This window comes from Magnetospirillum sulfuroxidans (assembly GCF_018224925.1).
Taxonomy (GTDB): Bacteria; Pseudomonadota; Alphaproteobacteria; order Rhodospirillales; family Magnetospirillaceae; genus Magnetospirillum; species Magnetospirillum sulfuroxidans.
The window spans coordinates 1-14,336 of sequence record NZ_JAGTUF010000016.1 but is presented as its reverse complement, the minus strand read 5'-3'; the positions used below and the strand labels follow the sequence as shown (position 1 = coordinate 14,336).

The 14,336-nt window shown below is 63.3% G+C and carries 14 protein-coding genes; 7 read left to right on the top strand and 7 right to left on the bottom strand.

The annotated features are described in order from the left end of the window. Positions 1-555, bottom strand: a complete 555-nt coding sequence (gene petA / locus KEC16_RS14815; RefSeq protein ID WP_211550306.1) for a ubiquinol-cytochrome c reductase iron-sulfur subunit — start codon at positions 553-555, stop codon at positions 1-3. 160 nt (positions 556-715) lie between these two features. Here petA and KEC16_RS14810 point away from each other — a divergent pair, with 160 nt between their 5' ends. After that, a complete protein-coding gene (locus KEC16_RS14810) occupies positions 716-1,189 on the top strand; it encodes a tRNA (cytidine(34)-2'-O)-methyltransferase (protein ID WP_211550304.1) in 474 nt (157 codons plus the stop codon). Beyond that, positions 1,186-1,890, top strand: coding sequence for a class I SAM-dependent methyltransferase (locus KEC16_RS14805; RefSeq protein ID WP_211550302.1), 705 nt, complete (start codon positions 1,186-1,188; stop codon positions 1,888-1,890). The genes KEC16_RS14810 and KEC16_RS14805 overlap by 4 nt, the downstream gene beginning before the upstream one ends. Before the next feature lie 131 nt (positions 1,891-2,021). Here KEC16_RS14805 and KEC16_RS14800 read toward each other — a convergent pair whose 3' ends face one another. From KEC16_RS14800 to rfaD, 6 genes are all read right to left on the bottom strand, one after another. After that, positions 2,022-2,948: a ribose-phosphate pyrophosphokinase gene (locus KEC16_RS14800; RefSeq protein WP_211550300.1), complete on the bottom strand. Its 927-nt coding sequence runs from the start codon at positions 2,946-2,948 to the stop codon at positions 2,022-2,024. Positions 2,949-2,956: 8 nt separating this feature from the next. Next, positions 2,957-4,087 (bottom strand): hypothetical protein, encoded by a 1,131-nt coding sequence (locus KEC16_RS14795; RefSeq protein ID WP_211550298.1) that lies wholly within the window; start codon positions 4,085-4,087, stop codon positions 2,957-2,959. 87 nt (positions 4,088-4,174) lie between these two features. Beyond that, positions 4,175-4,942, bottom strand: coding sequence for a peptidoglycan editing factor PgeF (gene pgeF / locus KEC16_RS14790; RefSeq protein WP_211550296.1), 768 nt, complete (start codon positions 4,940-4,942; stop codon positions 4,175-4,177). A 10-nt stretch (positions 4,943-4,952) separates the two neighbouring features. Beyond that, a complete protein-coding gene (locus KEC16_RS14785) occupies positions 4,953-6,017 on the bottom strand; it encodes a class I SAM-dependent methyltransferase (RefSeq protein WP_211550294.1) in 1,065 nt (354 codons plus the stop codon). After that, positions 6,017-6,814: a prolipoprotein diacylglyceryl transferase gene (gene lgt, locus KEC16_RS14780; RefSeq protein WP_211550292.1), complete on the bottom strand. Its 798-nt coding sequence runs from the start codon at positions 6,812-6,814 to the stop codon at positions 6,017-6,019. Before lgt ends, KEC16_RS14785 begins: the two co-directional genes overlap by 1 nt. A 9-nt stretch (positions 6,815-6,823) precedes the next feature. Beyond that, positions 6,824-7,810 (bottom strand): ADP-glyceromanno-heptose 6-epimerase, encoded by a 987-nt coding sequence (rfaD, locus tag KEC16_RS14775; RefSeq protein ID WP_211550290.1) that lies wholly within the window; start codon positions 7,808-7,810, stop codon positions 6,824-6,826. A gap of 117 nt (positions 7,811-7,927) precedes the next feature. On the opposite strand from rfaD, the gene KEC16_RS14770 reads away from it, so the two are divergent. From KEC16_RS14770 to KEC16_RS14750, 5 genes are all read left to right on the top strand, one after another. After that, positions 7,928-8,185, top strand: coding sequence for an accessory factor UbiK family protein (locus KEC16_RS14770; RefSeq protein WP_211550288.1), 258 nt, complete (start codon positions 7,928-7,930; stop codon positions 8,183-8,185). A 176-nt stretch (positions 8,186-8,361) separates the two neighbouring features. Then, positions 8,362-8,865 (top strand): type III secretion system chaperone family protein, encoded by a 504-nt coding sequence (locus tag KEC16_RS14765; RefSeq protein WP_211550286.1) that lies wholly within the window; start codon positions 8,362-8,364, stop codon positions 8,863-8,865. Positions 8,866-8,926: 61 nt separating this feature from the next. Then, positions 8,927-9,724 (top strand): pyrroline-5-carboxylate reductase, encoded by a 798-nt coding sequence (proC, locus tag KEC16_RS14760; protein WP_211550285.1) that lies wholly within the window; start codon positions 8,927-8,929, stop codon positions 9,722-9,724. Beyond that, the gene (uvrB, locus tag KEC16_RS14755; RefSeq protein WP_428846063.1) at positions 9,721-11,832 is read left to right on the top strand and encodes an excinuclease ABC subunit UvrB; all 2,112 of its coding nucleotides are present in this window, start codon (positions 9,721-9,723) and stop codon (positions 11,830-11,832) included. The genes proC and uvrB overlap by 4 nt, the downstream gene beginning before the upstream one ends. A 158-nt stretch (positions 11,833-11,990) precedes the next feature. Then, on the top strand, positions 11,991-14,336 hold a 2,346-nt coding region (locus tag KEC16_RS14750; RefSeq protein ID WP_211550282.1), incomplete at its 3' end, for a tandem-95 repeat protein.

Below are 14,336 nucleotides of genomic sequence, written 5' to 3'. Positions count from 1 at the left end.
TTACCCGATGCGGATGGTGGTGTCGGAAGTAAACGAATACTTCGGCACCGGAAGGTTCAACGGCGCCGGACCCTTGCGGATGCGTCCCGACGTATCGTAGTGCGACCCGTGGCAGGGACAGAACCAGCCGCCGAAATCACCCTTGGGATCGCCCGCCTTTTGACCCAGCGGCACGCACCCCAAATGGGTGCACACGCCGACGACGATCAGCCATTCCGGCTTCTGCACGCGGGTGGCGTCAGCCATCTTGTCGCGCAGTTCGGCGGAATCGTCCTTGGTGGCCAAGGCAATGTCTTCTTCCGTGCGGTGACGCACGAAAACCGGCTTGCCCTGCCAAACGACGGTGATCGCTTGTCCAGGTTGAATGGCGGCAAGATCCACATCGGTGGTGGACAATGCCAAAGTATCGGCGGCCGGGTTCATGCTATGCACGAACGGCCACAGGGCGGCGGCGGTCCCGACCGCGCCGACAGCGATGGTGGAGTACAGCAGGAAATCCCGCCGAGACTGCCCATCCGTCGACGAGGGCTGGGCATGCGTAGCCGAATCAGCCATGACTAAACCTCTTGTTGGCCCGCGGAAGCGGCCCTATTAACCACATTGCCCCTTGTGATTCAACAGGGGAGTCACTCTAACATAAGATACTGCTAATTAAGGCGGTCTCTCTTCGGCAGGGCGTTTCCCACCTGAACGGGTAGAGCATTGAGGATTCGCTATGGATTTATTACGTTTGGCCTTGTTTCAGCCCGATATTCCGCAAAATGCCGGGACCTTGGTAAGACTTTCGGCATGCCTTGGAATCCCTTTGGATATCATCGAGCCGTGCGGTTTTTTGTGGGATGAAAAGCGCATGCGTCGGGCCGGGATGGATTATGTCGATCACGCTCGGGTCGATCGGCATTCGTCATGGGCCGTCTTTCGCCAAGCCTTGGCCGGACGGCGGCTTGTCTTGCTGACCACGGCGGGCGGCACCCGTTTGGACAGCTTTTCCTTCACCCCCGGCGATGTCATCATGGTCGGGCGCGAAAGTGCCGGTGTGCCGGCCGATGTCGCCGCCTGCGCTGATATTGCCTTGCGCATTCCCATGGCTGCGGGATTGCGTTCGCTCAATGTGGCCCTGGCGGCCACCTTGGCGGTGGGCGAGGGCTTGCGCCAATTAAACGGTTTTCCGCCGGAGGAACAAAGATGAGTGTCGATGCCAAAGCCATGTTCGATGCCGAAAGGGCGCAGGCCTATGACCGCCGCGTGCGCGAGGCGATCCCCGGCTACGAGGCGCTGCATGAATTGTCGTGCATGGTGCTGGCGGAAAGCACCGGTGGTCATGGCCGGGTCCTGGTGGCCGGCGCCGGAACCGGCGGCGAGTGCATCGCCTTGGCCCAGGCTTGTCCCGCCTTGCATGTGGTCGGAGTCGACCCGGCCGAAGACATGCTGGCCCATGCCGAGCAAAAGGTGAAGGAACACGGGCTGACGGCGCGGGTGCGGTTGTATCCGTCCAAGGTGTCGGACCTGCCGAAATTCGAACCCTTCGATGCCGCCACCTTGCTGCTGGTGTTGCATTTCCTTCCTGATGACGGGGCCAAGCTGGGGTTGTTGACCGACATCGCCCAGCACCTTAAGCCCGGCGCGCCGCTGGTCCAGGCCGATCTGTTCGGTCCCGCCTGGGACGAACCGTGGCAAGCGGAATTGCGCACCTTCTGGGGGCATTTGCAGAAATCGGCGGGCATTGGCGCAGAAGACATCGCCCGCGGCTTTCGCCATGTGGATCGCGACATCCATCCGGTGACCGAGCAGCGGCTGGCCGAATTGCTGGACCAAGCCGGCTTTGAGCCCCCCAAACCCTATTTCCGCGCGCTGTGCTTCGGCGGCTGGGTGTCGCGGCGCAAGGGGTAACAAATCCCATGCGCCGTTTAAGCGTCGCCGCCTCGGCATGAACCGATCCGGCGGGGCGGTTCATCGGCAGGGGGTAAAAGAAAAAAGCCCCGGAAGCCGGCTTCCGGGGCTTTTTGTCTGGGCTGAGGCAATCAGTCGAACAGGCTGGAAACCGAGCGTTCTTCCGAAATGCGCTGGATCGATTCGGCCATCAGCGGGGCGATGGTGACCTGACGGATGTTGTGGGCCAGCTTGATCGCCTCGGTCGCCGGGATGGAATCGGTGATCACCAATTCTTCCATGGGCGAGGAGGTGACGCGGGCGACGGCGCCGCCGGACAGCACGCCGTGGGTGACATAGGCGGAAACCGAGACGGCGCCGGCCTTCATCAGCGCTTCGGCGGCATTGCAAAGCGTGCCGGCGGAATCGACGATATCATCGACCAGAATGCAGCGGCGGCCCTTGACGTCGCCGATGATGTTCATCACTTCCGACACCCCGGCGCGTTCGCGCCGCTTGTCGATGATGGCCAGATCGGCGTCGATGCGGCTGGCGATGGCGCGGGCGCGGACGACGCCGCCCACATCGGGCGAGACGATCATGACGTTGTCATAGCGGGCGCGGATGTCGTTGACGAACACCGGGGCGGCGTACAAATTGTCCAGCGGGATGTCGAAGAAGCCCTGGATCTGACCTGAATGCAGGTCCAGCGTGACGACGCGGTTGGCGCCGGCGGTGGTGATCAGGTTGGCGACCAGCTTGGCCGAGATCGGCGTGCGCGGACCGGACTTGCGGTCCTGGCGGGCATAGCCGAAATAGGGGATGACGGCGGTGACGCGCCGGGCCGAGCCGCGCTTGAGGGCATCAAGGGTGATCAGCAATTCCATCAGGTTATCATTGGTCGGATAACAGGTGGATTGAATGACGAAGACATCCTCGCCGCGGACGTTCTCGTGGATTTCCACGAACACTTCCATGTCCGAGAACCGGCGCACGCTGGCCTTGGTGATGGACATGGTCATGTATTCGGCGATCGCTTCCGCGAGCGGGCGATTGCTGTTACAGGCGAGGATTTTCATGATTGCGGTTACCTGTCGGTCTTGATCCGGGGAGCCGTCTGGGCCTTTTGGGCTTTCGTCGGCTTAGGCGAGCTCTTGGCGCTGGACTTAGGCTTTACCACCGCCTTGACCGGCTTCGGCGGTGCCGGTTCCGCCGTGTCGGGCGTGGCCGGAGATGCCGGAGACGGCGCCTCGGACGGTCCGGCCACCGCGGATGGGGCTGGTTCCGAAGGCATCGGCGAGGGTGTCGGCGCCGAATTAGTCTGATCGCTTAATTCTGGCTTTCCTATATCAGCCGGTCCCGCTTCTGTAAACTGCCTTGACCCGGCGGCGCTTTCCTGCTCTTGACGATTGCGTTCGGCCAGTCGCACCACTTCGGCCACGCCCGAGGCGCCGCCTTCGGCGATATCGCGGGCCATGCTGCCCCAGGTCAGATTGAGGCGGCCGCGCGGCACCGCGCCGCCCTGGTCGATGCGGGCCAATTGCGCCCCGCCGGCGCCGCCGCGCTTGACCAGCCAGGAAATGGTGACGGTGTCCTCATTGGCGCCCGAGGGGGCGACGCTGACGACGCCGACCACGGTATAGGGGGCGGTGTCGGTCACGTCGATGCGTTCGCGGCCCAAGGCTTTGGCCAGGGCTTGCGGCAAGACGGTGTCGCCGTCGCCGGGCAAGCCCTTCATCGGCTCGATTCGCACCACCGGGCGCGGCGGCAAGGTGGTGCCGGCGGCGATCTGCGGTTTGGCGTCGGGATCTTCCAGCAAGGGATAGAATTGCGCCGCCACCTGGGCGGCGGCCAGCTTGGCCAGGGTGGCCGGCGTCGTGACCAGACGGTTCATTTCGCTGCCATCGGCGGCCAGCAGCCGCCAGACGATGCCCTGTCCCTGGGCGGCGTGTCCTTCCGGGCTGGCCTCGATAACCCGGCCGAAGCCGGGGCCGTGCCGCAGGGTCACCGGCACTTCGCGGTCCTCGAACGCCTGGATCACCGCTGCCATCAAGATGTCGCTTTGGCCCAGGTCGTCGCTGGGGCGCAAGGCGATGCCGCGTCCCAATTTGGGCCGGGCCAGGGCGCTGATGACGCCGTCTTCGTGGCGGAAGGGTTTGGGAACTGTGTCGCAGGCCGCCAGTACCGTCAGGGCGGCGATGAAGAGCACGGGGCGCAATGTCGCCTTCATCCCGCGACCATGGCCACGCAGGTGGTCAGGGCGGCCAGGGCCAGGAAGGCGGCGAACATGATTAAATAGGGCATTTCAGCGTTCCAGCACGATCACCGACACTTGGCGGCCGTAATCGGGCTGACCGGCCAAGGTCGTGCGGCGATAACTGAAAAAGCGCGTCTGATCGCGGCAGGTGTCGGCGGGGACGCGGGTGACGTCGACCAGCCCGGACCGGGCCAGCTTGCGCGAGACATAGCCGGGCAGGTCGAACAGAAAATGTCCGGCGCGGGCGGCGGGGGCGAAGAAATCGGCGTTGTCGGCGCTTTCAGCCATGAACGGGGCGGGAAAGTCGGGGCCGACTTCATACGAGCGCTGGCCGATGCAGGGGCCGATGGCGCCGACGATGTTCTTGGGCTTGGCCCCCAGTTCAACCATGCGGGCGATGGTATTTTCCAAGACGCCGCCGACGGCGCCTTTCCAGCCGGCATGGGCGGCGCCGATCACCCCTTGCTTGCGGTCGGCCAGCAGAACCGGGGCGCAATCGGCGGTCAGGATGCCCAAGGCCAGTCCGGGGGTGGTGGTGACCATGGCGTCAGCCACCGGGCGGGCATCGGCGGTCCACGGCGCGGTGACGGTGACCACGTCGGCGGTGTGGGCCTGCTGCACGGTCACCAGCGCGTGTGGCGGCAATTCCATCATGGCCATGGCGCGGGCGCGGTTTTCGGCCACGGCCTTCGGGTCGTCGGCCGAGCCGGGGCCGCAATTCAACGAGGCGTAGATTCCCTGTGACACGCCGCCTTCGCGGGTGAAGAAGCCGTGGCGGATGCGGATAATCTCGTTGAGCGCGGACAGGGTAATCATCGGGGGACCTTCAACTGACGAAGCCGGGCGGCGCGGCCATGGTGGGCGATGCGAGGGCCAAGGCTTTGAACAAAGTGCCCATTTCGGCGGCATCGATCAAGCGTCGCATCTGTCCCATGATCTCGGCGGCCACCTTGTCGCCGCCGGTTTTGGCGAGAAGCTGGGCCCTGGTTTCGATTCCGAGCGCACGCAGGAAGTCGCCTTGCGGCACCGGCCCCCACGCTCGCGACGGCACCGCCGCCGCCGCCAATGACTGGAAATCCACATGGGCGGTGATGTCGGCCAGGCCGGGCTGTTCCAGCACCGGGTGAAAGCGATGACGGCGCACCGCCTGCAAGGTGTCGCCGCATGCCGAGCGGGCATGACCGTAATCGACGATCAGAGCCATGCCCGGTTGACGGTTCAGGCGTTTGCCGATGGCGGCGGCCAAGGCGCGCGCCGGCTCGTTGATTTCGGCGATGGCGCCGTCCTCGGCATCCAGCACCGCCGCCGGCAGATCGGGCAGAGTGGCGGGGCCGGCAACGAATTCGAAACCCGCCGGCCCCAGCCCGACCATGCGCTCGCGCCAGGCGCCGTCCTGCTTTTCAAATTGGCGCACCGGCAGGGCGTCGAATAATTCGTTGGCCACCAGCAGCAAGGGGCCATCGGGCAATTGGTCGAAGCGTTCGCACCAATGCACATCGCGGCCCCGCAGGGTCTGGTGCTGACGGGCTTGCAGGCGCGGGCTGGTTTCCACCAGCCAGATATCCGCCGCCTTGAGAAAGGCCGGAACGCCGGCCGCGGCCCGCAACAGATCGTTCATCAAGGTGCCGCGTCCCGGCCCCAATTCGGCAAGGACCACCCGTTCGGGCGCCCCCATCATCTGCCAGACCAGGGCGCACCACAGGCCCAGCAATTCGCCGAACATCTGGCTGACTTCCGGCGCGGTGGTGAAGTCGCCCTCAAGCCCGAACGGCTCGCGCGTGGTGTAATAGCCCAAATCCGGGTGACCCAGCGCCTCGGCCATGAAATCGGCCACGGTGATCGGGCCGCCCTTGGCGATGCGTTCGGCCAGGATTTCCGCCAGGGATGTCATCAGGGGCGGTGTCCACGCTTGAAGGCCCAGGCGATAACCCCGGCGCCGGCGGCGATCAGCGGCAACGACAGCAATTGCCCCATGGTGGCGCCACCGATCAGAAAACCCAGATGGGCGTCGGGTTGGCGGAAGAATTCGCCGATGATGCGGGCGACGCCATAGCCGATCAGGAAGGTCCCCGCCAAGGCGCCGCGCCGTTCGCGGAACGACCGGACCCGCCACAGCAGCGCCAGGACGATGAACAGGGCCAAACCTTCCAAGGTGGCCTGATAAAGCTGGCTGGGGTGGCGCGGTTCCGGCCCGCCGCCGGGGAACACCATGGCCAACATGGCGTCGGGGGCGACGCGGCCGTACAGCTCGCCATTGATGAAATTGGCGATGCGGCCGAAAAACAGGCCAATGGGGACGGCGCAGCAGACCACGTCGCCAATGGCGAACAGGTTCAGGCCACGGCGCTTGGCGAACAAGATGATGGCGATGATGACGCCAAGGGCGCCGCCGTGAAAGGCCATGCCGCCTTGCCACAGCTGAAAGATTTCCAGCGGATGGCTGAAGTAATAGGCCGGCTTGTAGAACAGCACATAGCCCAGCCGCCCCCCCAGCACCACGCCCAGGGTCGCCCACACCAGAAAATCGTCGACGTCGATCTCGCGCATGGCATGGGGCGGGAAGCGCACCAGCCGCTTGATGTACAGCCAGCCCAAGGTCAGCCCGGTGATATAGGCCAGGGCGTACCAGCGGATGGCGATCGGCCCCAATTGGATGGCGATGGGGTCGATATGCGGATAGCTCAGCATGAGGGCAGCCTATTTGTAGCGGTCGGGGCGGTCCAGGAAGTGCTGGACGTATTGGGTCACCCCCTCTTCCAGGGGTGTGAACGGCTGGTTATAGCCCGCCGCCCGCAGGTTGTTCATGTTCGCTTGGGTGAAATATTGATATTTGTCGCGAATGGCGACAGGGGTGTCTTGGAACTTGATCTTGGGGTCCTTGCCCAGGGCCTTGTAAACCTGCGAGGCCAGATCGATGAACGAGCGCGCCTGGCCGGTGCCGACATTGAAGATGCCGTTGACCTGGGGATTGTCCAGCAGCCACATCATCACGTTGACGCAATCTTGCACCCAGATGAAGTCGCGCATCTGTCCGCCATCCTTGTAGTGCGGATTGTGCGAGCGGAACAGCTGATAGGCGGCGTCTTGCTTGGCGTGCGGATAAATCTGCGACACCACGCTTTGCTGGGCGCCCTTGTGATATTCGTTGGGGCCGTAGACGTTGAAGAATTTCAGGCCGGCGAATTGCGGCGGCTTGCGCGATCCCTGTTCGATCTTGCGGGCGACGCGGCGGTCGAACAGATGCTTGGACCAGCCATAGGCGTTCAGCGGCTGTAGTTTGGCCAGATGACCGATCGACCAATCATCATCGAAGCCCTGGGCGCCATCGCCATAGGTGGCGGCGGACGAGGCGTAGATGAAGCGCACGTTGGACAGGGCGCACCACTTCCACAAAGCCAGGGACAGCGAGAAATTGTTGGCGGCGATCTTGTCGCCGTCGGTTTCGGTGGTCGCCGAAATCGCCCCCATGTGAAAGATCACCTGGATATGCTTGCGGTTGGCTTCCAAGAAATCGAACAATTGCTCGGGGTGGACGATGTCGGCCAGTTCCCGCTTGGCCAAGTTCTTCCACTTCTCGTTGGAGCGCAAGCGGTCGCAGACCACCAATTTGCCGGCGTTGCGCGCTTCCAGCGCCGCCAGAATGTTGGATCCGATAAAGCCGGCGCCTCCGGTGACGACGATCATGGCCCATGTGCTCCCACGAAAATTACCGGTCTTGGTTATAGGACGGGGCGGGCGGCATTGCAATTCGCCGTCCACCGCCCATAATGTGTGCAGACTTTCAAAACAAGAGTACGAGCCATGCAGACCCAGAACCCCTTTTTCGACGATATCGCCCGCATGGCCGGTGGCGCGCTGGGGGCATTGTCGGGAGTGAAAGCCGAAATCGAGGCGTTGATCCGTCAGCAGATGGAACGCTTCATGGCTGGTGTCGACATGGTCCCGCGTGAGGAATTCGAGGTGGTGCGCGACATGGCCATCAAGGCGCGCGAGGAAAACGAGGCACTGGCCAAGCGCCTGGCCGATCTGGAAGCCAAGCTTGACGCAAAGTCCTCGTAACAACAGCGTCACTATTGCTGGCTTATCCACAACAATTGAACCTATGCCGCACGCTTTGCCTTGCATCGCGGCAATCCCTGTGCATAGCCTAGCCTTAGGGGGCGTCGGCTGCACATATACTATAGTTGGATTCGTGCGGTCGCCCCGCTCCGACGTAAGCCCTGGAGGCCGACAGCATGTCCATTGCCCTCGCGCATGAGGAAGACTTCGTCATCAACCCCTTGGACTTGATCGAGCAATTCGTTACCGCCAATGATTGGGCCTTTGACCGCCGTTCCGACGATGAGCTGGCGGTCGAGATGCCCGGCAAGTGGTGCAATTACTCGCTGTATTTCGCGTGGCGCGAGGACATGGGCGCCATGCATTTCACCTGTGCTTTCGACATGAAGGTGCCCGATGCCAAGCGTCCGGTGATCTGCGAATTGCTGGTCGCCATCAATGAAAAGCTATGGCTGGGGCATTTCGGCCTGTGGGAAGACGAAGGCGTGCCCATGTTCCGCCACACCTCGCTGGTGAACGGCGCCGATGGCTTGTCGCCGGAACAGGTGGAAGATTTGATGGATATCGCCATGACCGAGTGCGAGCGTTTCTACCCGGCCTTCCAGTTCGTCATCTGGGGCGGCAAGTCGGCCAAGGACGCGGTGGCCTGTTCGTTGCTGGATACCGTCGGCGAGGCTTGATCCGTCCCGCCCGCCTGTGGTCATCTGTGGCCCGGTGCATTTTTAGCGACAGGGGGGCGACGTGACCAAGATTTTGCTGGTGGGCTGCGGCAAGATGGGATCGGCCATGCTGGTCGGTTGGCTGCAACGGGGAATTCGCGCCGCCGATGTGGTGGTGGTTGACCCCCATGCCCAAGCGCTGCCGGCCGGCATCACCGTCATCGGCGATGCCGATCTGATCCCGAAAAGTTTTGCCCCCGACATCACCATCCTGGCGGTCAAGCCGCAAGTGATGGCCGGCGTTTTGCCGGCTTATGCCCGGCTGGCGGGCCAGACCACCTTCCTGTCCATCGCCGCCGGCAAGCCGGTCGCCTTTTTCCGCCAGCATCTGGGGGAAGCCGCCGCGATCATCCGCGCCATGCCCAATACCCCGGCGGCGGTGCAGCGCGGCATCACCGTGTGTTTCGCCGGCGGCGGAACCGATGCGGCCGGACAGGCTTTGGCTCAATCGCTGCTGGAAGCGGTGGGCGAGGTGGCGTGGATCGACGACGAAACCCAGATGGACGCGGTCACCGCGCTTTCCGGTTCCGGTCCTGCTTATGTGTTCCTGCTGGCCGAGGTGATGGCGGCGGCGGGGGTGGCCGCCGGTCTGCCGGCTGATCTGGCCGACCGTCTGGCCCGAGCCACGGTGGCGGGTGGCGGCGAATTGCTGCGCCAATCGGCGGATAGTTCGGCCCAATTGCGGATCAACGTCACCAGCCCCGGCGGCACCACCGCCGCCGCTTTGGCGGTGCTGATGGCGGAATCCGGCGGCATGGCGCCGCTGATGGAGCAAGCGGTGGCGGCGGCGACCCGGCGTGGCAAGGAACTGGCCGGGTGAGTACCGCCCCCATCACCTTGCCTTTCGTCGATCGGCCCGAGCTGCCCACCGGCCCGGCCGAGTTCAAACTGGTGTCCGATTATCAGCCGGCCGGGGATCAGCCCACGGCCATCGTCACCCTGGTGGCCGGATTGGAGGCCAGCGAGCGCGATCAAGTGCTGTTGGGGGTGACCGGGTCGGGCAAGACCTTCACCATGGCCCACGTCATCGCCACGACCAAGCGCCCGGCGCTGGTGCTGGCGCCCAACAAGACGTTGGCGGCGCAGCTTTATGCCGAGATGAAAAGCTTTTTCCCCGATAACGCGGTGGAATATTTCGTCTCGTATTACGATTACTATCAGCCCGAAGCCTATATCCCGCGCACCGATACCTATATCGAGAAGGATTCCCAGATCAACGAGCAGATCGACCGCATGCGCCATGCGGCGACGCGGGCGTTGCTGGAACGGCGCGACGTCATCATCGTCGCCTCGGTGTCGTGCATCTATGGTATCGGCTCGGTTGAATCCTATGCCCGCATGACGGTCAAGCTGGCGGTGGGCGAAAGCATCGACCGCTCGGATTTGCTGAAGCGTCTGGTCGAACTGCAATATTCCCGCAATGACACCGCTTTCGAACGCGGCACCTTCCGGGTGCGCGGCGATTCGGTGGAAATTTTTCCAGTCCACTACGAAGATCGCGCCTGGCAGATCTCGCTGTTCGGCGACGAAATCGAAGGCATCGCCGAATTCGATCCGCTGACCGGGGAAAAGACCGTGCGGCTGTCCGAAGTGGTGGTCTATGCCTCCAGCCACTATGTCACCCCGCGCCCGACCATCACCCAGGCGGTGAAGGGCATCAAGGCCGAGATGAAGGTCACGGTGGCCCGGTTCGAGGAAGAGGGCAAGCTGATCGAGGCCCAGCGCATCCGCGAGCGCACCACCTTTGACCTGGAAATGTTGGAAACCACCGGTCATTGCAAAAGCATCGAAAACTATTCCCGCTATCTGACCGGGCGCAATCCGGGCGAGCCGCCGCCGACCCTGTTCGAATATTTGCCGCCCGACGCGCTGCTGATCGTCGATGAATCGCATGTTACCGTGCCGCAGATCGGCGGCATGTATCGGGGCGATTACGCCCGCAAAAGCATTCTGGCCGAATTCGGCTTCCGTCTGCCGTCGTGCATCGACAATCGGCCGCTGAAATTCGAGGAATGGGAGGTTATGCGGCCGGCCTCGGTGTTTGTTTCCGCCACGCCGGGGCCGTGGGAAATGGAACGGACCGGCGGTGTTTTCGCCGAACAGGTGATCCGTCCCACCGGTCTGGTCGATCCCATCTGTCTGGTCCGTCCGGTCGAACATCAGGTCGATGATCTGCTGGCCGAAGTGCGGGCCATGGCCGCCAAGGGCAACCGGACCCTGGTCACCGTGCTGACCAAGCGCATGGCCGAGGATCTGACCGAATACATGCACGATCACGGCGTGCGCGTGCGCTATCTGCATTCCGACATTGACACGCTTGAACGCATCGAGATCATCCGCGATCTGCGCCTGGGGGCGTTCGATGTCCTGATCGGCATCAACTTGCTGCGCGAGGGCTTGGATATCCCCGAATGCGCCTTGGTGGCTATTCTTGATGCCGACAAGGAAGGCTTTTTGCGCTCGAAGACCTCGCTGATCCAAACCATCGGCCGCGCCGCCCGCAATATCGACGGCCGGGTTATTCTTTACGCCGACAAGATGACCGAATCGCTGAAATACGCCCTGGGCGAGACCAGCCGACGGCGGGAAAAGCAACAGGCCTATAATGTCGCGCATGGCATCACCCCGGAAGGTATCCGCAAGGCGGTGTCCGATGTCTTGGACAGTGTTTATGAAAAGGATTACGTCACCGTCGATACCGGCGATTCGGGCTTGGCCCATGGCGTCGGCCACAACCTGGCCGCGGTCAAGGCCGATATCGAAAAGCGGATGAAGGCCGCCGCCGCCGATCTGGAATTCGAGGAAGCGGCACGGCTGCGCGACGAGTTGCGGCGTCTGGAAGCCCAGGAACTAGGGGTTCCCGCTGCAGCCGGCGCGCGCGGCGGCTCTCGCAAGGATGGGCCCAAGGGGCGCGGGCGACGGCGCTGAGCCGAGGGCTTGTGCACGGGTTCATTCAGATGAACCTTTTGTCTGGGGAATCGGCCCCCTAAAATCCTCTGGCTTCTGCGTAAAATTTGATACAATATACGGACTGAATGAACCCGGAGCGCATTGCGCCCGGGATTTTTTTTGCCTAGGAGCAGAAAATGGCCGACGAAAACCTGACCGACGCCTCGGAAGAGAACGCGAATTCCAACGCCGCCCCGACCGAGAATGCGCAACAGGCACTGGACGATCTCACCGTTCTGTCCGATGTCGGAAATCAAAGCCTGGGCGAATCCCGCCTTAATCTGGTCCGCAATGTCGATATCGGCGATGCCGCCATGGGCGGTCTTGCCACCATCCACCAAGGCTCGGGCTCGGGCGATCAGGTGCAGCAGGGCTTGAACCTCCAGGCCGGCCTGATTGGTGCCGAGGACATCGCCATCGAGACGGCGCCGCCGGCTCCGGTCGTCGCCGCCGAGGTCCCGCCGATCGAGACGATGGACGAGGCGCCCGCCATCGAGATCATTGATCCGACGGTCAATCTTGCCGTTCAGGACGATCTTTCGGCGGAAAACATCATTTTCGGTGAAGGCATCACCTTCGACCCGGTCGTCGAGGCCGAGGGGGGCGTCGAAGAAGAGGTGGTGGTCGAAGACGCGGTTATTCCCGAGGTCGTGCCCGAAGCGGTGGTCCAGGAAACCTTCATCGACCTGCCGCCGGTGATTAAGGGTATTTTCCTTGACCCGACGCTGGAGCCGGTCCCGACCCCCATCAATTGGCAGGAAGACGAAACCCTGCGCTTCGGCGTCGATGCGTCTGATCCCGATGGTGGCGACGTCATCATCAGCTTCAGTGTGCCGGCCCATGGCGTCGTCACCGTCAATGACGACAACACATACTCGTATCAGCCTTCCGAGAATTATTTCGGCGAAGACAGCTTCACCGTTTACGTCACCGATGACGAAGGCAACACGGTCAGCCAGGTCGTTGATCTCAATATCGCCAACGTCGATGACGAAGCGGTGATCACCGTGACCGGCGGTGTCGGCAGCGAAAGCACGGATGGCGGGGCGACCATTGTCACCGGTTCCGTCGCCGCCACCGATATCGACAACGACAACGCGGTGGCCGATGCCATCGACCGCGCCGATATCGTCTATTCCTTCGGTGTCGATGAAGACGGCGCCCCGATCACCACCCTGACCACTGCCCACGGTTCGGTGACCATCGATTCGGCCACCGGCGACTATACCTTCACCGCCAGTGACAACAATTGGGGCGGCACCGACAGCTTCGAGGTGACGACCATCGACAAGCTGGGCGGCGCCACCACCCAAGAGGTCAGCGTCACCGTGATTGGCGTCGACGACGCCACCGTGGTCACTGGCCCGGTCGATCTGGGCGACATGGCCGAGGATTCGGGCTCGATCACCATCACCGCCGAGCAATTGCTGGCCAATGCGTCGGACGTGGACAACGCCCTGCATGTGGCCAATGTGTCGGTCAGCGGCGGCGATCTGGTCGATAACGGCGACGGCACCTACACCTTCACCCCGGCGGCCGATTTCAACGGCAGCATCGACGTCAGCTATGACGTGGTCACCGATGACGGCGTCGCCACCTCGGCCACCGCCAGCCTGGACGTGACGGCGGTTGACGATACGGCGGTGGTGACCAGCCCGACCGAGGTCGAGCTGACGGTGGACCAAGACGGCAGCGGCTCGGGCGATATCGACGCGGTGGACGCCGACGGCGACCCGCTGACCTATGGCATCATCGACCCGGCGACGGGCGAATTGGTGGCCGAGCTGGATACCGAATACGGCACGGTGGTCATCGATCCGGCGACGGGCGAATACACCTTCACCGCCAATGATCACGCGGCGACGCTGGATGATAACGAGAGCGCGACCGACGGCTTCCAGGTGGCGGCGACCGATGGCCATACGGTCAGCGAACCGCAGAATGTCAGCGTCACCATCACCGGCAGCAATGACGGCCCGGTGGTCGAGACCAGCGACGCCCTGAACCTGGGCGAGAACGGCAGCGATAGCGGCGTGGTGACGGGCAGCGATATCGATGCCAGTGACACGGTCAGCTATTACCTGCTGGACGAGAACGGCGACCGGGTGACCACGTTGACCACCGATACCGGCACGATGGTGATCGATCCGGAAACCGGCGCATACACCTTCACCGCTTCGGGCCAGGACGGCCTCAATGTCGGCGATACGGCGACCGACAGCTTCCAGGTCGTGGCCTGGGACGGCACCGTGGCCAGCGCGCCGCAGGATGTTTCCGTTACCATCACCGGCTCGGACGACGCCACCGTGGTGACCGGCACCGTCGATCTCGGCGACATGGCCGAGGATTCGGGCTCGATCACCATCACCGCCGAGCAATTGCTGGCCAATGCGTCGGACGTGGACAACGCCCTGCATGTGGCCAATGTGTCGGTCAGCGGCGGCGATCTGGTCGATAACGGCGACGGCACCTACACCTTCACC